Here is a 19004-nt window from a genome sequence, read left to right as displayed (position 1 = left end):
CCTCCGCCATCTGTCTGTTTTTTGGGCGGCCGACCAGCCGCCATTTCAGCAAATCCTACGCGGATTCCTGCCCCTTCAAACCCGAAAATGCCGCCCGAAAGGGCGTCCAGGATTGGGGCAGGGGTGCCGGGCCATCTCTTGACACGGCCCGCGCCGGGTGGTGAGTAACGGGCATGAGCACCGTTGCCTGCCCATCCCGTCGTTGGTGGCCCACCTTCTCATAGGTGGCCGGTGCGTTTTCTTTTTTCACAAACGTCGAAGGTCGCCATCGCAGTGCGACCGATGGTTAGTTTATTTGCCCTTCGTTTGTCCTGTGTGGCGCTCTCTCGGCAAGTCTCGTAAGAGGATCACATGAACAGGACAGTCTTCTCCCTGCCGGCTCGAAGCGAATATCTGACCAATGGCGGCCTTGCGGTCGCGCGCGTGGTCGAGCAGTTCACCGGCGGCGCCAACCGTCTCGACGATTTGATCGCGCTGCTGGACCGCCGCCGCGGCGTGGTGCTGTCCTCGGGCACGACGGTACCGGGCCGCTACGAGAGCTTTGACCTCGGCTTTGCCGATCCGCCGCTGGCGCTGGAGACGTCGGGCACCAACTTCTCGTTGCAGGCGCTGAACCCGCGCGGCGAGGTCCTGATCGCCTTCCTCGGCGACGTGCTGCGCGAGCCCTGCGTCGTGATCTCGGAGCGGACCCCAACGCGGCTCGCCGGCCATATCATCCGCGGCGCCGCGCCGGTCGAGGAAGACCAGCGCACGCGTCGCGCCAGCGTGATGTCGCTGGTGCGCGACATGGTGGCGGCGTTCACCTCCAATGCCGATCCGCTGCTCGGCCTGTTCGGCGCCTTCGCCTACGACCTCGTGTTCCAGATCGAGGACCTCGTGCGGAAGCGCGCCCGCGAGGCCGACCAGCGCGACATCGTGCTCTACGTGCCGGACCGTCTCTTGGCCTATGACCGCGCCACTGGCCGCGGCGTGGCGCTCACTTACGAGTTCGCGTGGAAGGGCAAATCCACCGCCGGCCTGCCGCAGGAGACCGCGCCGAGCCTCTATGCCAGGAACGGCCGGCAGGGCTTTGCCGATCACGCCCCGGGCGAGTACCAGGCGACTGTCGAGGTCGCGCGCGCGGCGTTTGCCCGCGGCGACCTGTTCGAGGCGGTGCCCGGGCAGCTGTTCGCCGAGCCCTGCGAGCGCTCGCCGGCGGAAGTGTTCCAGCGGCTCTGCCGCATCAATCCGTCACCCTATGGCGCGCTGATGAATCTCGGCGACGGTGAATTCTTGGTCTCCGCGTCGCCGGAGATGTTCGTGCGCTCCGACGGCCGCCGGGTCGAGACCTGCCCGATCTCGGGCACCATCGCGCGCGGCTCGGACTCGATCGGCGATGCCGAGCAGATCCGCAAGCTCCTGAACTCGGAGAAGGACGAGTTCGAGCTCAACATGTGCACCGACGTCGACCGCAACGACAAGGCGCGCGTCTGCGTGCCCGGCACCATCAAGGTGCTGGCGCGGCGTCAGATCGAAACCTACTCGAAGCTGTTCCACACCGTCGATCACGTCGAGGGTATGCTGCGGCCGGGCTTCGATTCGCTCGACGCCTTCCTGACCCACGCCTGGGCGGTCACCGTGACCGGCGCGCCGAAACTGTGGGCGATGCAATTCGTCGAGGATCACGAGCGGTCGCCGCGGCGCTGGTACGCCGGCGCGATCGGCTGCGTGAATTTCGACGGCAGCATCAACACCGGGCTCACCATCCGCACCATCCGCATGAAGGATGGACTTGCCGAGGTGCGCGTCGGCGCGACCTGCCTGTTCGATTCAGATCCCGCCGCCGAGGATCGTGAGTGCCAGGTCAAGGCGTCGGCGCTGTTCCAGGCGCTGCGCGGCGATCCGCCGAAGCCGCTGTCGGATTTCGCGCCCGACGCCACCGGCTCCGGCAAGAACGTGCTCTTGATCGATCACGACGACAGCTTCGTGCACATGCTGGCCGATTACTTCCGCCAGGTCGGCGCCACCGTCACCGTGGTCAGGCACGTCCATGCCCAGGACATGCTCAAGAAGAAGGGCTGGGACCTCCTGGTGCTGTCGCCCGGGCCGGGTCGGCCGGAGGATTTCGGCATCGCGAAAACCATCGACACCGCGCTCGAGAAGCAGCTGCCGATCTTCGGCGTCTGCCTCGGCGTGCAGGCGATCGGCGAGTATTTCGGCGGCCAGCTCGGCCAGCTCGGCCAGCCCGCACACGGCCGTCCCTCGCGCGTCCAGGTGCGCGGCGGCCGGCTGATGCGGAACCTGCCCAATGAGATCGTGATCGGCCGCTACCACTCGCTCTATGTCGAGCGCGACAGCGTGCCCGAGGTGCTGGCGGTGACCGCGACCACCGAAGACGGCGTCGCGATGGTGATCGAGCACAAGACCCTGCCGGTCGGCGGCGTGCAATTCCACCCGGAATCGCTGATGTCGCTCGGCAACGAGGTCGGCCTGCGCATTGTCGAGAATGCATTCCGGCTTAATGTGAGTAGCAAGTGAAGGCTAAGTTTAACCATCGTCATTCCGGGATGGTGCGTTAGCACCAGACCCGGAATCTCGAGATTCCAGGTTCGATGCTTCGCATCGCCCCGGAATGACCCTCAGAGCGAGACCAATGACCTTCGACCACGACATCAAGGCGACTGTTCGCACCATCCCGGACTACCCGAAGAAGGGCATCCTGTTTCGCGACATCACGACGCTGCTGGCGGATGCGAGGGCCTTCCGCCGCGCCGTCGACGAGCTGGTGCATCCCTGGGCGGGGGCGAAGGTCGACAAGGTCGCGGGCATCGAGGCCCGCGGCTTCATCCTCGGCGGCGCGGTGGCGCATCAGCTCTCCGCCGGCTTCGTGCCGATCCGCAAGAAGGGCAAGCTGCCGCACACCACGGTGCGGATTGCCTATTCGCTTGAATACGGCATCGACGAGATGGAGATGCATGCCGACGCCGTGCAGCCCGGCGAGCGCGTGATCCTGGTCGACGATCTGATCGCGACCGGCGGCACCGCGGAGGGCGCGGTGAAGCTGCTGCGCCAGATCGGCGCCAATGTGGTCGCCGCCTGCTTCATCGTCGACCTGCCCGACCTCGGCGGCGCGGCCAAGCTGCGCGCGATGGACGTTCCGGTGCGCACGCTGATGGCGTTCGAGGGGCATTGATCTCTTAGCCTCGCCCCGCGTGCGGGGAGAGGCCGGATCGCATCGAAGATGCGATCCGGGTGAGGGGACTCTCCGCGCACTCCAATCTCGGTCGAATTTGCGGAACCAGCCCCTCACCCCGACCCTCTCCCCGCAAGAGCGGGGCGAGGGAGCAGAGTCATCCCCGCTGCAGCAGCATGCTCAATTCGAGATCGCGGAACGTCGTGTAATTCCGCCGGATCCATTGATGCAGCTCGGTCGATGAATCCTTTTCCTGGCGCAGATAGCCGGTGAAGGAGAAGTTCAGCCGGTCGATATAGGTCTTCAGGAACACAGGCAGCGCGCGGAAGCGCAACACCCGGCTGGCGGTCATGACCGGCGGCAGCTCGCCGCGCACCACGAATTCGTTGTCGATGACGATCAGCGCGTTCGGCGGGATCGTGCCGAGCAGCGTCTGGTAGCCACGCACCGAGGCGCGGTCGGTATCGGCGACATACAGGATGACCGGCGCGACGCGACGGCGCAGCGCCTCCTTCATCAGCCCGATCTCGTCGCACATTTTGAAGAATTCGTCGAAGGCGTGGTAGCCGAGGTCGATCACCTTGCCGATGCCGTCATTGACGATGACGCGGTCCATCAGCTGCATCTTGCCGTAGGTGTCGATCACGTCCGCGGTTTCGGTGATTCGCGGCAGGTAGTCGAGCAGCGACGGCTCCTTCAGATTGATGTCGTAGCAGACCACGTCGCCGTTCTTGAGCAGCAGGAATTCGCCGAGCAGCCGCGCGATCAGCGTCTTGCCGACCTGCGGGCGGGGCGAGCAGATGATGTAAACGGGCGTGGACGACATCGCCCGCTATATCAGGCCAAATTTTCGCCTAATCCAGCCCCATCAAGGTCGAAGGTCCGACTATTTTTCGCCTTTGGCCGACTTGGCGCCGACGAGATCGGTCAGCTTGATCCGGTCGTACTCGCTCCAGACATTGGCGAGCCAGTGCCGGACGTAGCCGCGCAGCACGAAGGAGTAGTTGGCGGCGTCGTCGTTGATGCCCTTGTTGGCGACGAATTTCAGGAACGGAACCGAGGAGACCTCGACCTGCTCATAGGCCATTTCGTTGAGCTTCGGGATGGTCAGGTCCACGGCATCCTTGATGCGGTGGAAGTAGGAATTGTAGGTCGCCTGGTCCCACTGGAAGAACTGGGTGTCGTTGATGAAGTTCTTCACCAGGAAATATTTCGCGCCGCTCATGAAGTTGGCGGTTTCGGCGATCTCGTCCAGCGAAGCGATCGACGGGCCGAGGATATGGAACACGGCGAAGGTGATCTGGCCGGAACGCGCCGCGTCGAGGAAGCCGATATCGCGCAGCGAGGCCAGCGCGGGCGACAACAGGCCGGCGCGGACGTCGATCACGGTAACCGAGGGCCCCGAGTTCAGCGTGTCGAAGATCTTCATCTGGTCCGCGGTCGTCGTCATGTCGACGATCTCGGTGATGTCAGGATGGAAGCGCTTCAGCGTGCCGCGCGGCGATTCAGTGTCGAACGCCCGGGTCTGCACGTTATTGGCACTGAAATAGTCTAGGAGCGTCCGCGAGACGGTGGTCTTGCCGACCCCGCCCTTGTCGGCGCCCACCACGATCACAACCGGCTTTGCCATGGAAGTCCCTTAAAGCGTGCTCCCGATCGCGATGGCGATCGGCAAGTCCCCACACTGCTTTGGGCGCGAACATGGCAGAAACGAGGGAGAATTCAATTCCTTAAGGCGCCCACGATGGGTTTGGTGGGAATTTCCTTAATGGACTGAGTAGGCTAGGGCGCGATTAGCGGTGTCGTCCCCAAGGGCCCTGGAGAGGACCCAATGGTCCCTGCGTGGGGTTGTTGCCCGGCAGCGCTGGCGGATTGCTCTTCTGTGTCGGCGGCACATCGCCCCATGGGCCATGGGTCGCCGGCGGAGGCTGGTCGCCCGCCGCGGGCGGCTCATCCTGCGGCTCCGTCTCGTCCGACAGCGCCAGCGGTCCGGGATCGTGGCCGCCGGCGTATTTCACCAGGGCATCGACCCGGGACTTCACCGAAGGATGGGTGGCGAACAGGTCGGCAAACCCCTCGCGCGGATTGTCGACGCAGAGTTCCATCACCGCCGAGGTGGCGTCCGGCAGCTCGCCGCGGTTCTCGATCTTGCGCAGCGCCGAGATCATCGCGTCGGGGTTCTTGGTCAGCTCAACCGATCCGGCATCGGCGAGGAATTCGCGCGAGCGCGACAGTGCGAGCTTGACCACCTGCGACAGCAGCCAGGCCAGCAAGATCAGCGCGACCGCGATGATGATCACGATGATCGCGCCGCCGCCCGAGCCCTTGCTGTCGCGGTCCGAGGAGGATGACGAGGAGCGAGAGGATGAAGACGACCAGCCGCCTCCGCCGCCGCTCGAGTTCCACGACAGGTTCGTGAACAGGCGGAAGAACAGCTCGCCGAAGAAGCCGACCACGCCGGCGATGATCACCGCGATCACCATCAGCTGCACGTCGCCGTTTTTGATATGGGTGAGCTCGTGGCCGAGCACGGCCTCGATCTCCTTATCGTTCAGCGCCTTCAACAGGCCGGTGGTGACGGTGATAGCGTATTGACTCCGGTTCAGTCCGGTCGCGAACGCATTCAGCGCCGGACTGTCCATCACCTTCAGCTTCGGCATCGGGATGCCGCGCGAGATGCAGAGATTTTCCAGGAGATTGTAGAGCCGCGGCTCTTGCTGCCGCGTCACGCTCTCGCCGCCGGTGACGGCATCGATCATCTTCTGGTGGAAGAAATAGGCGATCACGATCCAGGTCGCTGCCGCGATCGTCGCCCAGGGGAAGGCCGAGACCAGGTCGCGCGAGGCCCGCGTTAGGTAGTAGTCGACGGTGCGGCCGCTATCGATCATCACCTCCGCGACCAGCGCGCCGGCATAGACCAGCACGTAGATCAGCAGGAACAGGCCGGCAAGCAGCAGCATCGAACGAAACTTGTTCGATGCGATATGCGTGTAGAGACCATAGGCGGCCATGGTGCGCGTCCGCTCTCACCGTCATTCCGGGGCGCGCGGCACGCGCGAACCCCAATGCGCAATTGCGCTTTGTGGAATCTCGAGATTAGTGAGTGAGATGAGATTCCGGGTTCGATGCGTTGCATCGCCCCGGAATGACCGAAGGGGCGTCATCTCGAAGGAAGTAATCAGAACTTCACGCTCGGCGCCGCCTCGACCTCCGTGCGGCTGGCGCCGAGGTCGAAGAAATCCTTGCGGGTGAAGCCGAACATGCCGGCGAACAGCGCGGCCGGCATCTGCTGGATGCCGGTGTTGTATTCCTGGACCGCGTTGTTGAAGAAGCGGCGGCTGGCGGCGATCTTGTTCTCGAGATCGGAGAGCTCGGAGGCGAGCTGCTGGAAATTGGCGTTGGCCTTGAGGTCCGGATAGGCCTCCGACAGCGCGATCAGCCGGCCGAGCGCGCCGGAGAGCTGGTTTTCCGCCGCCGAGACCTGGGCCGGGCCCTGCGCCGACATCGCCGAATTGCGCGCCTTGATGACGTCGTCGAGCGTGCCGCGCTCATGTGCGGCATAACCCTTCACCGTCTCGACTAGGTTCGGGATCAGGTCGTGACGCTGCTTGAGCTGCACGTCGATGTCGGCAAAGGCCTGTCCGACCCGCTGGCTGAGCGCCACGAGGCGGTTGTAGGCGCCGAATGCAAACAGCACGAGAAGCACGATGACGCCGATAACGATCCAGCTGGTCGACATGACGGGGCAGCTCCTGATGGACGAGACGGCGGCACCGTAGCCCAAGATCGGGGCGCAGGGCAGCCCGCCGCGGAAAGGTGGGCAAGCGTTAGTCGAAGGTTGGCCGACATCGGTTCAACATATTCCGTCGTCGCGGCGAAGGCCGGGACCCATGCGCCGCGGCCCGCGGTAGGGGCACAAGCGGCGACGGCTTCACTCACAACAAACTTCGGTGGTTATGGGTCCCGGCGAAGGCCGGGACGACGAGATACCGCATCGCCCCAGCGCCAGCGCCGGGCGCTTGCGTATTCGGCTCTGGCGCGGCGCGGGATCCGCGCAACCGATACGCCCTCGGGCGTGCACAGTTTCGCCGCGATCTCGACCTTGCCGACGTCCGGCTGCAGCAGCACGCGCGATGGCCTGTTCTCAACGCGCGCGCGGCTCAGCGCGACATAGGCGAAGCGCTCGTCCTCGAACGGGACGTCGGCGCCCTTGAGCTGCTTGTGCGCGCGCGAGCGCTGCAGGCGCTGCGAGAAGTGGCACCAATCGGGCGCGACCAGCGGACAGCCGCTGTCATGCGGGCAGGGGGCCACGACATGCGCGCCGGCAGCGATCAATCGCGCGCGGAGTGCGATGATCCGCGCGTAGCCGGCGGGCGTACCGGGCTCGACGACCAGTAGCGTATCGCTGGTCTTCGACCACAGCGCATCGGCCAGCGCCCCGCGCTCGGCATCGCCGAGTTCGCCGATCATGTAGCTGGCGACGACGAGGTCGGCGGGCTCGGCCTTGTCGAGCAGGGCGCGCGCCTCGCCGAGTTGATAGCTGGCGTCGTGCAGGCGAATGCTGCCGTGAAACAGCTCCTCGGCGAGCGTCCGCAACGCGCCGTTGGCATCAAGTAGGGTGAAGTCCCGCAGCGACGTGAACGCTTCCGCGGCGGCCCAGGTCACGGTCCCCGGACCGGCACCGACATCGAGCAGGCGCGCCGGCGCGAGGTCCGGCCTGATCTCCGTCAGGGCGTTGAGGCTCGCTGCGACGGCGGCATAGGTCGCCGGCATCCGCGCCAGCGCATAGGCCAGCGCATCGGTCTCCGTCCTGATCGTCGAGGAGCCGCCGCCCTCGCGATAGGTCTGCGAGATCACCGCCGCGCGGCCGGCGGCGTCGCTGCGCGACAGGCCTTCGAGCCTGGCGTTGAGGGCTGCGCGCAGTTCGGCGGGGAGATCGGGTGAGGTCATGTGACGGACTATCCCACGTCATTGCGAGCGGAGCGAAGCAATCCATAGCGCCGCGTGCTGAGGCATGGATTGCTTCGTCGCTATCGCTCCTCGCAATGACGATGCGGAGGCGCGGGTATCCAGAAAATGACGTCGACGCGTAGGTGCTACGCCTAAGCCACGTTCTGGTCGAGGATGTCCACCGCGCCCTGCAGGTCGACCGACACCAGCTGCGACACGCCGCGCTCGGCCATGGTGACACCGAACAGCCGGTTCATCCGCGCCATCGTGATCGGATTGTGCGTGATGATGATGAAGCGTGTCTCGGTCGAGCCGGTCATCTCGTTCAGCAGGGTGCAGAACCGTTCGACGTTGTGGTCGTCGAGCGGCGCGTCGACCTCGTCCAGCACGCAGATCGGCGACGGGTTGGTCAGAAACACCGCGAAGATCAGCGCGAGCGCCGTCAGCGCCTGCTCACCGCCCGAGAGCAGCGAGAGCGTCTGCGGCTTCTTGCCGGGCGGCTTGGCGATGATCTCGAGGCCGGCCTCGAGCGGATCGTCGCTCTCGATCAGATGCAGCGCGGCTTCGCCGCCGCCGAACAGCTCGGTGAACAGCCGCTTGAAGTGGTTGTTAACGGTCTCGAACGAGGTCAGCAGGCGCTCGCGCGCCTCGCGGTTGAGGCTCTGGATGCCCTGGCGCAGCCGCTTGATCGCTTCGACCAGATCGTCGCGTTCGGTGGTCAGCGCGGTGTGCTGGGTCTCGACTTCCTTGAGCTCTTCCTCGGCACGCAAATTGACGGCGCCGAGCCGCTCGCGGTCGCGGCGCAGCTTTTCGAGCTCTTCCTCGACCTGCGTGACCGGCGGCAGCTCCTGGCCGGGTTCGATCTCGGCCATGCCGACGACCGCGCTGGGCTCGACCTCGAGCATGTCGTGGATCTCGCGCTCGATGTCGGCGAGGCGGCGGCGGGTGCCTTCCATACGCTCCTCGGCGCGCGCGGTAGCTTCGCGGGATGAGGACAGCGCTTCGAGCGAGGCCTTGGCGAGGCGATCGGTTTCCGCCATCGCGGCTTCCGCGGTCGCCAGCGCGTCGGCGGCGATGCGGCGATCGCCCTCGGCGTGCTCGATCTCCGTGATCAGCGCGCTGCGCTTCTCGGCGAAGACTTCGGGCGCATTGGCGAGCTCCTCGCGCTCGGCCGACACTTCGGCGATGCGCGCCTCGACGGTCTCGACCTGCGAAGCGGCGCTGGTCTTGCGGTTCTGCCACTCGTTGCGCTCGGCAACGATCGCCTGCACGCGGCGGTCGGCGAGCTCGGCCTCGCGGGCCAGCGCCTGCGCCTCGGCGCGGACTTGTGCCGCGGCCCGGCGCTGGTTGTCGATCTCGGCGCGAACCGCGGCGAGCTGGGCCTCGGTCTCGACACCCGGCGGCAGTTCGGCGAGCGCGGCAGCCGCGCTCTCATATGCGGCTTCGGCCTCGGCGCGGTCGGCGGCGACGCGGCTGTGCGCCTCGGTCAGCGCCGATTTGCGTGCGGCGTGGCGGTTGATCTCGCGCTCGGTGGCGGCATGACGTTCGCGCGCGGCGTCGGCCTCGCGGCGGGCGGCGCGGACGGCTTCGCGCGAGGCACCCTCGGCGGCGGACGCCGAGCGCAATTCCTCTTCAGCCGTCTCCAGCGCCTGGCGCTTGGTGGAGGCATCGATGCGGGCCTGTTCCAGCTCGTGCTCGATGTCGACAAGACGGGCGCGCTCGGCAAGACGGCGGGCGGCGCCGGTCGGGGCATGCGCGTCGGCGACGAAGCCGTCCCAGCGCCAGACGTCGCCTTCGAGCGACACCAGCCGCTGGCCGGTCTTCAGCTGCGACACCAGCGCCGCGCCGCGTTCCTTGGCGACGACGCCGATCTGGGCCAGGCGGCGCGCCAGTTCCGGCGGCGCCTGGACATGGTCGGCCAGCCGCTCGACGCCATCCGGCAGCGCCGGATCTTCGCCGGCCACGCCTATATTGGTCCAGCGCATCGGCGCCGAGGAATCCACCGGCGCATCGAGGTCGTCGCCAAGCACGGCGCCGATCGCCTTTTCATAGCCCTTGGCGACGGTGATGCCGTCGATGATCGGCGGCCACAGATTCTTGGTCTCGCTGGTGACGAGCTTGGAGATGGTGCGGGCTTCCGTCTCGAGCCGCTGCACGCGCTTCTCGGCTTCGGTGAGCGGATTGCGCGAGGCTTCCAGCGTCTGCCGCGCGGCGGCGTGATGCGCCTCGCTGGTCTGCACGGCGGCCTCGGACTCGGCAAGGGTCTGCTGCGCCATCTCCATGGCGGCGGCCAGCGCGTCGATGTCGCCGAGATTGCCGGTCTCCTGCGCGAGCCTGGATTCCTCGGCCTGGACGTTGGCGATCTCCTGATCGAGCCGCGCCAAGCGGTCGCGATGCGTGCGCACGCCGGCTTCGAGCTGATTGCGCTTGGCGGTGAGATCGGCGAGCTGCGTGGTCAGCTCGGAGAACTGGCGCTCGGTCGCGGCCAGGATCTCCTCGGCCTCAGCGACGCGCTCGTCGACGCCGGAGCGCTTCTCGACGCGCGACTTGATCTCTTCCTTCAGCTCTGCGTCTTCGGTGTCGAGCCGCTGCAGCGCGATGTCGGCATCGGAGGTCTGCTGCTGCTCGCGCGCGATGTCCTGGGCGAATTGGGTGAGACGGCGATCGAGCTCGCCGACGCGCTCCTTGGCGCGCTGCTCCTCGCGGTCGAGCATCTCGCGCGTGTTGGTCAGGCGCTGCAGGCCGGCGGCGGCGCGCGCTTCGGCATCGCGCAGCGCCGGCAATTCGGCGGCGCGGATCGCCTGGATGCGGGCGGATTCGGCCTGCTCGCGGGTGCGCTCGGCCATCTCGCGCACGGAGATATCATGGGTCTGCGCGGCGTCGTTGACGTCGGCATTGGCCTCGATCCAGCGCAGATGGAACAGCATCGCCTCGGACTTGCGCACCTTGGCCGCGACCTCGCGGTAGCGGATCGCCTGGCGCGCCTGCTTCTTCAGGCCTTCCATCTGACCGGTGAGCTGGCCGATCACGTCCTCGACGCGGGTGAGGTTGGTTTCGGCCGCCTTCAGCCGCAGTTCCGCCTCGTGGCGGCGGGCATGCAGACCCGCAACGCCAGCGGCGTCTTCCAGCACGCGACGGCGCTGCTCGGGCTTGGCCTGGATGATCTCGCCGATCTTGCCCTGGTGGACCAGCGCCGGCGAGCGCGCGCCGGTGGCGGCGTCGGCGAACAGGATCTGCACATCTCTTGCACGGACATCGCGGCCGTTGATGCGGTAGACTGAGCCGGCTTCGCGCTCGATGCGGCGGGAGATTTCCAAGAGCTGGCTGTCGTTCACCGCGGCCGGCGCCGAGCGATCGGAATTGTCGATCGTCATCACGACTTCGGCGTGATTGCGTGCCGGACGGTTGCCGGAACCGGCGAAGATCACCGCGTCCATGTCGGCGGCGCGCAGCGACTTGTGCGAGGTCTCGCCCATCGCCCAGCGCAGCGCTTCGACGAGATTGGATTTGCCGCAGCCATTCGGTCCGACGACGCCGGTCAGGCCCGGCTCGATCATGAAATCGGTGGGTTCAACGAACGACTTGAAACCGTGCAGGCGGAGGCGCGTGAGCTTCATGTACACAAATCTCGTTTGGCCGGGCGCGAATCTCCCTGCCGTGACAATACCATGGAAGGCAATGTCGGTGTGTGGGTGAGTTGCTGCGTGCAGCTCTCATGAGCGGCGACAATGGCGATGCGAGCGCGTCAGGGCAACCGCTTGAGCAAGCTTTTCCCAAGGGATTTGCAGGGTTTTATGGCCCTTGCATGTCCTCGATGATTCGCATCGCGCGAATCAGGTTTTCAACAACCAAATGATGCGACGGCTGCGTGCCGTGATCGCAAATCATCCACAATTATCGTGCCTCGACTCGAAAGCGAGCCACGAAGACGTCAGGTTCGCGGGCTCCCGATCAGCTCTTCAGCAGCGGATCGATGTGCTTGCTGAATTCCTCGAACGAGGTCTCGCCCTTTAGCATCTCGCCGTTGACGAAGAAGGTCGGCGTCGAGTTCACCTTCAGCACCTCGTTGGCGTATTTCTGGTCGGCCGCGATCTTGTCGAGCAGCTTCTGATCCTTCAGGCAGTCCTCGACCTGCTGCTGGGTGAGGCCGGCCTGCTTGCCGATCCGGGTCAGTGTCTCGGTGGTGTTCTTCACCACCCAGTCGTTCTGCTGGCGGAACAACAGGTCGATCACGGCAAAATACTTCGGCGCGTCGTCCTTGGCGATACAGCGCGCCAGCATCGAGCCGGCGGCGGCCTTGATGTCGAGCGGGAATTCGCGGAACACGTAGCGGACCTTGCCGGGGTCGATGTAGGTCGACTTGATCTTCGGGAACACGGTCTCGTTGAAATTGGCGCAGTGCGGGCAGGTCATCGAGGCGTATTCGATGATGGTTACCTTGGCGTCCTGCGGGCCGAGCCCCATGTCCGGCAGCGACTGCGGCTTGGCGACCTCGGCGGCGGTCTGCGCGAACGCGTCGGTGATCAGGCGCAGCGGCGACAGGCCGGCGAGGGCGGCGAGCCCGGTCAGCGAGAGAGCGGTGGTGAAAGCGCGGCGCGTGATGATCAAGGTCAGCTCCCGGATTGGCGCATTCACGCCACAATGAAGGGGTCCCGAAAAGAAGCCTTCGCTAGCTTGAAACGGCCATTGTGGCAATGCCGCGGTCTCGCGGCTGGCCCGCCGAAAAGCGTCAATTTCGCTTGATCGAGGCACCCAAACGGGCCAGCGCCGCGCGCAGATCGTCGTCCTCGACGGCCGCAAGGTTGGCCGCCTCCCGGGCCACGGTTTTGGCGTCCGGCGGGCGCGGCCGTACCGGGCGGCTGCGGCGCGAGAGCGGCGCCTGTCGGATGGTCAGGCGGCCGACCGCATGCCAGCCGAAGAAGCGGTTCACCCGTTCCAGGATGACGTCGGAGGAGTGCTGGATCTCCAGCGCCATCGGCCCTTCGACCCGCAGCACCAGCGTCGCCGGCTCCTGCGGCTGTCCCTCCACCGGCCGCGGCCACTGCATCTTCAGCGGCTCGCAATAGGCCGCGATCCGCTCGCCCGCGATCTCGGTCCAGCGCGTCACCAATTCGCGCGCGGCAAAGCCCTGCTTGGCATAGGCGTCGGTGAAGACATCGCTGAGCAGGATCGACAGGGGCTTGGCGCTGATCGGGCCGGGTCTGGACATGGGAGGGTTATAGCAGTGGTGGTGATGTGGCTGAAACCGTGTTCATCATTGTGGCGGCGTTTTCCGTGCCGGGCGAAGAAAGACGTGGATGCCCGGGTCAAGCGCGGGCATGACATGGCGAGATGTGGCTTAAGATGCGTTCATGAGTTCTCGCGCTGCCGCCAAAATCAAATCGACCGATCAGCAGGCCGACCGCCCGGCGCGTCTGCTCGCCTGGTATGACCGGCATCGCCGGACGCTGCCGTGGCGCGCGGTGGCGGGGGAGCGGGCCGATCCGTATCGCGTCTGGCTGTCGGAGATCATGCTGCAGCAGACCACGGTACGGGCGGTCGGGCCCTATTTCGAGAAATTCGTGTCGCGCTGGCCCGACGTGACCGCGCTTGGGCGTGCCTCGCTCGACGACGTCCTGAGGATGTGGGCCGGGCTCGGCTATTATTCGCGGGCGCGCAATTTGCACGCCTGCGCGGTCGCGGTGATGGGCGACCACGGCGGGGTGTTTCCGGACACCGAGGAGGGCCTGCGCGCGCTGCCCGGCATCGGGCCGTACACCGCGGCCGCGATCGCCGCCATCGCCTTCGACCGCCGCACCATGCCGGTGGACGGCAACATCGAGCGCGTGGTCAGTCGGCTCTACGCCATCGAGGAGGCGCTGCCGCAGGCCAAGCCGCTGATCAAAGAGATGGCGGCGACATTGCTCGGCCCGTCCCGCGCCGGCGACAGTGCTCAGGCGCTGATGGATTTGGGCGCGACGATCTGCACGCCGAAGAAGCCGGCCTGCGCATTGTGTCCGCTGAATGACGACTGCGCGGCGCGCACGCGCGGCGATCAGGAAACGTTCCCGCGCAAGGCACCGAAGAAGAGCGGCATCTTGCGCCGCGGCGCGGCCTTCGTGGTGACGCGCGGCGGCGAGCTTCTGGTGCGCTCGCGCGCGGAGAAAGGCCTGCTCGGCGGCATGACCGAGGTGCCGGGATCGCAATGGCTGGCCGAGCAGGAGGACGCGGCGGGGCTGGCGCAGGCGCCGGACCTGAAGGGCGTCACGCGCTGGCACCGCAAGGCGGGCGTTGTCACCCACGTGTTCACGCACTTCCCGCTGGAGCTCGTCGTCTACACTGCCAGCGTGCCGCCGCGGAGCCGCGCGCCGGATGGCATGCGCTGGGTGCCGGTGGCGACGCTGGACGGCGAGGCGTTTCCGAACGTGATGCGCAAGGTCATCGCGCATGGGCTCGATCTCTGACGATGCGATGAATCACATCATCGGCTCATTTTTTTGAGCATGATTTTTTCGGAAAACCGGTTCCCACTTTTCCGGATCATGCTCTGACCTGCTGACACCATGCTGGCAGCAGGGCTTCGCTATCACCTCCGGAAGCCGGAGGCCGCCATGATCGTAACCGCACTCGACCGCATTCCGATGCCGCCCGTCGCAAAGCTACTGGGTTGGCACGTGGTCGACGCCCGTCCGCAGGAGGGCTGGATCAGGATCGTGTTCGACGGCAAGCCGGAGTTTTGCAATCCGGCCGGCTTTATCCAGGGCGGCATGCTCTCGGCGATGCTCGACGATACGATGGGGCCGGCGGTGTTCGTGATGACCGAGGGCCGGCTCTTCACCACGACCATCACGATGACCGTGAATTTCCTGGCGCCGGCAAAACCCGGGCCGATCACCGGCGAGGCGACGGTGACGCAACTCGGCAAGACCATTGCCTTCGTCGAGGGAAAGCTGAGCGCCGCCGACGGCACACTGCTCGCGACCGCGAGCAGCAGCATCCGCCTGGTGGAGGCGGCGCGCGCGCTGCGATGAAGCCGCGCCTGCATTGGTAAGTCCGTCATGCTGAGGTGCGAGCGGAGCGAGTCTCGAAGCATGCACGGCCACCGGCCGGGCCGTGCACCCTTCGAGACGCCGCTTCGCGGCTCCTCAGGGTGACGGTGATACATAGTGCGCCGCGCTACAACTCAGCCTGCCCGCTGCACGATCGGCGGCTTGGCGTTCAGTCCCTCGACCTGGAAACCGGCGACGCGCTTGTAGTTGGCGGCGATGTCTTCCAGCTCCTGCTGCGACAGCACGTCGGTGACAACCTTGAAGCCGTCAGGCGCGCGCTCCTCGACCAGCTGCATCACCTGCTCCGGGCCGTTGCGGCGATTCAGCATCACGAGGTCCGTGGTCGCAGGCCGCCGCTCGGCCTCATAGGCCGCGAGTGCCGCCTGCGTCGGGCCATGCGCCAGAATCTCGCGCGTCAGCACGCGCGCATCCAGGATCGCCTGCGAGGCGCCGTTGGAGCCGATCGGATACATCGGATGCGCGGCATCGCCCATCAGCGTGACGCGGCCAAAGGTCCATTGCGGGATCGGATCGCGATCGACCAGCGGATATTCGTAGGCATGCGGACAGTTCCGGATCAGGCCGGGGACATCGAGCCAGTCGAAATTCCAGCTCTCGAACCACGGCAGGAACTCGTCGAGCTTTGCGGTCCGGTTGTAGTCCTCGCGGCGCCATTGATAGGTCGGCGGCATGTGTCGCTCGGCGACCCAGTTGATGTCGAACTTGCCGTCGGGGCCTGCCTCCTTCGAGATCGGGTAGCAGACGAATTTCAGGATCTCGTGGCCGGCCATGATCATGGTGCGGCCGGTCAGGAAGGCATCGCCGCGGGTGATGCCGCGCCACAGGATGCGGCCGTTCCAGATCGGCGGCCCCTCCTGCGGATAGAGCTTCTCGCGCACCGCCGAATGGATGCCGTCGGCGGCGATCAGCACCACGCCGTCATAGCTGCCGGCGGGCTTGCCGGTGGCGCGATCGATGAAATCGGCGCGGACGCCGTCGGCGGTCTCGGTCCAGCCGGTGAGGTGATGGCTGGTGAGAATGTTCGCAGCCCCCAGCCGTTCGGTCGCGGCATCGAGCAGCAGCTGTTGCAGCCGGCCGCGATGGATCGAGAATTGCGGCCATTTGTAGCCGGCCTCGAGCCCGCGCGGCTCGCTCCAGATCGGCTTGCCGTGCTTTGAGAAATAGGCGAGCTCGCGGGTGCGCACCGCTGAAGCGTCGAGCACATCGTGCAGGCCGAGCTCGATCAGTTCGCGCACCGCATGCGGCAGCACGTTGATGCCGACGCCGAGCGGCCGCAGCTCGGGCACGCTCTCGAAGACGCGGGCCGGCACGCCGATCTGGTGCAGGCTGAGCGCCAGCGTCAGCCCGCCAATTCCGCCACCTGCAATGAGCACAGTCATGAAAAATCCCCTCGATTGGCCATGGTCATCGCACGACGGCACCGCCGCGGGCAAGGTCCGCGGCGCGCGGGGTGGACGGCCAAGGGGGCTGCCGCTAACCTCCGCGCCGTCAGAACAAGAACCAGAGCCGCGTTCGCAACGAACCGACAAGGCTCGGAGAGGACAGCAACATGCTCAAGCTCTATTTTGCCCCCGGCACCTGCGCGCTCGCGTCCCACATCGCGCTGGCCGAGGCCGGCGCGCCCTACACGACCGAGAAGATCGACTTCAAGACCAACCAGCAGAACAGCCCGGAATACCTGAAGATCAATCCGAAGGGCCGCGTGCCCACTTTGGTGACCGATCGCGGCGTGCTGACCGAGACGCCGGCGATGCTGGCCTATATCGCGCAGAGCTTTCCGCAGGCGAAGCTCGCGCCCGACGACGCCTTCGAATTCGCCAGGCTGCAGGCCTTCAACTCCTATCTGTGCTCGACGGTGCATATCTGTCACGCCCACAAGATGCGCGGTCCGCGCTGGGCGACGCAGGAGACGTCGTTCGCCGACATGAAGGCGATGGTGCCGAAGACCATGGGCGCCTGCTTCAACCTGATCGAGCGCGACATGCTGAAGGGCCCGTGGGTGATGGGCGAGAACTACACCGTCGGCGATGCCTATCTCTACACGCTGACCCTGTGGCTCGACGGCGATGGCGTCGACATCGCAACGCTGCCCAAGGTGAAGTCGCATCGCGCGGCGATGGAGGGCCGCCCGGCGGTGCAGAAGGTGCTGGCGGAGCAGAGGGCGTAAGGCCCAAAAATTCGGTGTCGTCCCGGGCAAGCGCAGCGCGACCCGGGACCCATAACCACCAAGGATCGTTGTTACGCGACGTTGGGGCCGCAGCCCGCTCTCACAACGCAACCCTGTGGTTATGGGTCCCGGCCTTCGCCGGGACGACGTGTGGAGAGAGCTGGGCTACACCTTCCCCGTCTCCAGCTCGCGTCCGGTCTCCAGCATCAGCTTGCGCAGCCACAGCGAGCCCGGGTCCAACTGGGCACGGGTCGGATAGAACATGTGCTGCTCGTCGATCCCTGGATCGAGCGGCGGCGTCACCGTCATCAGCGACAATTGCTTCGACAGCGCCGAGATCAGCCGGCGCGGCACAAAGGCGACGAGGTCGGTGCGCGCGGTGACGTGCAGCGCCTCGATATAACCCGGCACCACCAGCGCGATCCGCCGCTCGATGCCCTTGGCGCGCAGCCAGCTGTCGATCAGGTCCTCGTTCTGGCCGCGGATGACCACGGCGACATGGCGCGCTGCGAGGAACGCCTCGCGCTTCTTCAGCTTCGTGCCGACGCCGTGCCCGCGCCGCACCGCGAGCGCGTCGCTGTCGGTGTAGAGCCGCTGGCGGTGAAAGCCCTTGAAGGAGTCGCCGATCGAGATCACGAGATCGATGGTGCGGGCGAATTCGGGCGTGAAGATCGCAGGTCCCCGCCACGGCACCACGTCGATGGTGACGTTCGGCGCGATCTGCGTCACCTTCTCCATCAGCGGCGGCATCAGGAGCTCGACCGCGAGGTCGGGCATCATCAGGCGAAAGTGCCGGTCGCTGCGCGCGGCGTCGAAATCGTCGGAGACGAACAGCGCGCGCACCTGGTCGAGCGCATGGGCCAGCGGCGAGCGCAACGCCTGCGCCCGCGGCGTCAGCTCCATCCGCGCGCCGGTGCGCACCAAAAGCGGATCGCCGATCAGGTCGCGCAGCCGCTGCAGCGCGTGGCTGGTCGCCGGTTGCGACAGATTGAGCCGCATCGCCGCGCGGCTGACATTGGCTTCGCGCAGCAGGGCGTCGAGCGCGACCAGCAGATTGAGGTCAAGCGAATTCAAATTCATCGAGTGAATATATATCATACTACCTATCGATTGGAAGAATGCGCGCAGGCGCCGCAGGATTGCGGGCAAGGCGTTTTTCACGAGAGCCGAAGACCGCATCGCGTGAGGAAACGCCTGAAATCAGGGTCTATCAATCGCAAGGAGACGCGCCATGAGCGCAGCCGACAACAAGAAACTGGTGCAGGAGATGTTCGTGATCGCAGGCAGTCCCGATCCTGCGGTGCGCGAGAACTCGCTGTTCATGGCAACGCTTGCCGACGACGCGATCTGGACCGTGACCGGGCAATATTCCTGGTCGCGTACGTTCACCGGCAAGCAGTCGATCATCAACGATCTGCACGGCCATGTCCGCTCGAAACTGGTCGAGCGCGGCCGCACCGTCGCCCATCGCATCATCGCCGACGGCGACATCGTCGTGATCGAGGCCAAGGGCGACAACCTCACCAAGCAAGGTCAGCGCTACGACAACGACTATTGCCTGGTGTTCCGTTTCGACGGTGGTCGGATCAAGGAGGTGCGGGAATATTGCGACTCGGTCCTGACCGAGAAGGCGCTCGGCGCGTTTCCGGCGTAGCGGTCCGCCGCT

16 protein-coding genes are annotated in these 19004 nt (G+C 66.0%); 6 read left to right on the top strand and 10 right to left on the bottom strand.

Annotated features, from left to right (window positions below):
• The first annotated feature begins 351 nt into the window (after positions 1 to 351).
• Complete coding sequence (locus ACVMIH_RS19890) at positions 352 to 2517, top strand: anthranilate synthase component I (protein WP_456863085.1); 2166 nt, start codon at positions 352 to 354, stop codon at positions 2515 to 2517.
• Positions 2518 to 2632: 115 nt separating this feature from the next.
• The gene (locus tag ACVMIH_RS19885) at positions 2633 to 3172 is read left to right on the top strand and encodes an adenine phosphoribosyltransferase (RefSeq protein ID WP_018273383.1); all 540 of its coding nucleotides are present in this window, start codon (positions 2633 to 2635) and stop codon (positions 3170 to 3172) included.
• A gap of 157 nt (positions 3173 to 3329) precedes the next feature.
• On the opposite strand, the gene ACVMIH_RS19880 is transcribed toward ACVMIH_RS19885, so the two are convergent.
• From ACVMIH_RS19880 to ACVMIH_RS19845, 8 genes are all read right to left on the bottom strand, one after another.
• Positions 3330 to 3998 (bottom strand): P-loop NTPase family protein, encoded by a 669-nt coding sequence (locus ACVMIH_RS19880; protein WP_057016987.1) that lies wholly within the window; start codon positions 3996 to 3998, stop codon positions 3330 to 3332.
• 60 nt (positions 3999 to 4058) lie between these two features.
• Positions 4059 to 4802, bottom strand: coding sequence for a P-loop NTPase family protein (locus ACVMIH_RS19875; protein WP_016839706.1), 744 nt, complete (start codon positions 4800 to 4802; stop codon positions 4059 to 4061).
• 163 nt (positions 4803 to 4965) lie between these two features.
• Positions 4966 to 6183, bottom strand: coding sequence for a M48 family metalloprotease (locus ACVMIH_RS19870; protein ID WP_168855842.1), 1218 nt, complete (start codon positions 6181 to 6183; stop codon positions 4966 to 4968).
• Between the two features lie 167 nt (positions 6184 to 6350).
• Entirely contained in the window at positions 6351 to 6911 is a 561-nt protein-coding gene (locus ACVMIH_RS19865; protein ID WP_016839704.1) for a LemA family protein, read from the bottom strand.
• A 215-nt stretch (positions 6912 to 7126) separates the two neighbouring features.
• The gene (locus tag ACVMIH_RS19860; protein WP_057016990.1) at positions 7127 to 8122 is read right to left on the bottom strand and encodes a small ribosomal subunit Rsm22 family protein; all 996 of its coding nucleotides are present in this window, start codon (positions 8120 to 8122) and stop codon (positions 7127 to 7129) included.
• 152 nt (positions 8123 to 8274) lie between these two features.
• Positions 8275 to 11739 (bottom strand): chromosome segregation protein SMC, encoded by a 3465-nt coding sequence (gene smc / locus ACVMIH_RS19855; RefSeq protein ID WP_057016991.1) that lies wholly within the window; start codon positions 11737 to 11739, stop codon positions 8275 to 8277.
• A gap of 334 nt (positions 11740 to 12073) precedes the next feature.
• A complete protein-coding gene (locus tag ACVMIH_RS19850) occupies positions 12074 to 12730 on the bottom strand; it encodes a DsbA family protein (RefSeq protein ID WP_076830481.1) in 657 nt (218 codons plus the stop codon).
• Positions 12731 to 12851: 121 nt separating this feature from the next.
• Positions 12852 to 13331, bottom strand: coding sequence for a DUF721 domain-containing protein (locus ACVMIH_RS19845; protein WP_028334785.1), 480 nt, complete (start codon positions 13329 to 13331; stop codon positions 12852 to 12854).
• 142 nt (positions 13332 to 13473) lie between these two features.
• Here ACVMIH_RS19845 and mutY point away from each other — a divergent pair, with 142 nt between their 5' ends.
• Both mutY and ACVMIH_RS19835 read left to right on the top strand, forming a co-directional pair.
• Positions 13474 to 14565 carry an A/G-specific adenine glycosylase gene (gene mutY / locus ACVMIH_RS19840; protein WP_057016992.1) on the top strand — a complete coding sequence of 364 codons (1092 nt, stop codon included), beginning with the start codon at positions 13474 to 13476 and terminating at the stop codon, positions 14563 to 14565.
• 147 nt (positions 14566 to 14712) lie between these two features.
• Positions 14713 to 15132, top strand: coding sequence for a PaaI family thioesterase (locus ACVMIH_RS19835; RefSeq protein WP_253625576.1), 420 nt, complete (start codon positions 14713 to 14715; stop codon positions 15130 to 15132).
• Positions 15133 to 15284: 152 nt separating this feature from the next.
• On the opposite strand, the gene ACVMIH_RS19830 is transcribed toward ACVMIH_RS19835, so the two are convergent.
• On the bottom strand, positions 15285 to 16550 hold the full coding sequence (locus ACVMIH_RS19830; protein WP_076830300.1) for a flavin-dependent oxidoreductase: 1266 nt from the start codon (positions 16548 to 16550) through the stop codon (positions 15285 to 15287).
• A gap of 170 nt (positions 16551 to 16720) precedes the next feature.
• Between ACVMIH_RS19830 and ACVMIH_RS19825 the strand changes: the two genes are divergently transcribed.
• The gene (locus tag ACVMIH_RS19825; RefSeq protein ID WP_253625577.1) at positions 16721 to 17338 is read left to right on the top strand and encodes a glutathione S-transferase family protein; all 618 of its coding nucleotides are present in this window, start codon (positions 16721 to 16723) and stop codon (positions 17336 to 17338) included.
• A 165-nt stretch (positions 17339 to 17503) separates the two neighbouring features.
• Here ACVMIH_RS19825 and ACVMIH_RS19820 read toward each other — a convergent pair whose 3' ends face one another.
• Complete coding sequence (locus ACVMIH_RS19820) at positions 17504 to 18418, bottom strand: LysR family transcriptional regulator (protein ID WP_057016995.1); 915 nt, start codon at positions 18416 to 18418, stop codon at positions 17504 to 17506.
• 151 nt (positions 18419 to 18569) lie between these two features.
• Between ACVMIH_RS19820 and ACVMIH_RS19815 the strand changes: the two genes are divergently transcribed.
• A complete protein-coding gene (locus tag ACVMIH_RS19815; RefSeq protein ID WP_057016996.1) occupies positions 18570 to 18992 on the top strand; it encodes a nuclear transport factor 2 family protein in 423 nt (140 codons plus the stop codon).
• The last annotated feature ends 12 nt before the right edge of the window (positions 18993 to 19004 follow it).

Source organism: Bradyrhizobium sp. USDA 4503 (genome assembly GCF_054055815.1).
Note: the sequence above shows the minus strand (reverse complement) of the source record. Positions and strands in the feature narration are given on the sequence as shown.